1 pseudogene is annotated in these 733 nt (G+C 34.8%); it reads left to right on the forward strand.

What is annotated here, in order from left to right:
• A pseudogene (locus tag ACWIX0_RS13960) lies at positions 1–733 on the forward strand (hypothetical protein); the annotation flags it as partial.

Raw genomic sequence — 733 nt, forward strand, 5'->3', positions numbered from 1 at the left:
CCCAATACTAACCCCACACAAACCGCCACAATCTCACATCACAAACATAATCCACACAATCCAAACGCTAACCAAAACACAAATCCAAACTCTAATCCAAACGCAATAACCTTTAACATCACCAAAGCCTACATAAAAGAAAGTTTATCATCATTATTTGAAATTCATTGTGAGGGCTATATTGAAAATCTATCCTCACACCCATTTAGTGAATTTAACGCTAGTAGTGCATTTAATGGTAACAACGCGTTTAACGCCCATAGCGCAAACAATCACTTTAACACCAACAATAACCAAAGCCACTATGCTAATAATCGCTCAATCAACCACACTCACACAAATAACAATCACTTAAACAATCAAATAAATTATCCAAGCAATCAAAAAAACCAAAATCCAAATCATCTAAACTTCCACCCCAACTCTTTAATTGATTGCTTTGCCACTTTTAGCATAACAAATCCATATCCAAACAACAATAATACGCTATCATTAGCAAATGAGCTAGATTCTGCTTTATCACACTCTAAAGCACAAACACCAAATACGCTTAGCAAACGAGATTCTAACAAATCAAACACACTGCATTTTAACGCTAATAATTCTCTAAATCCTTCAAATACTGCTTTATTAGATTCTAATGCCTCAAACAATCCACACTCTAATTTATTTCATTCAAACTCATCAAATCCACTAAATGCCTCTTTGCCACACAGCACGAAAATCTACACAG

Source organism: Helicobacter sp. T3_23-1059 (genome assembly GCF_053654515.1).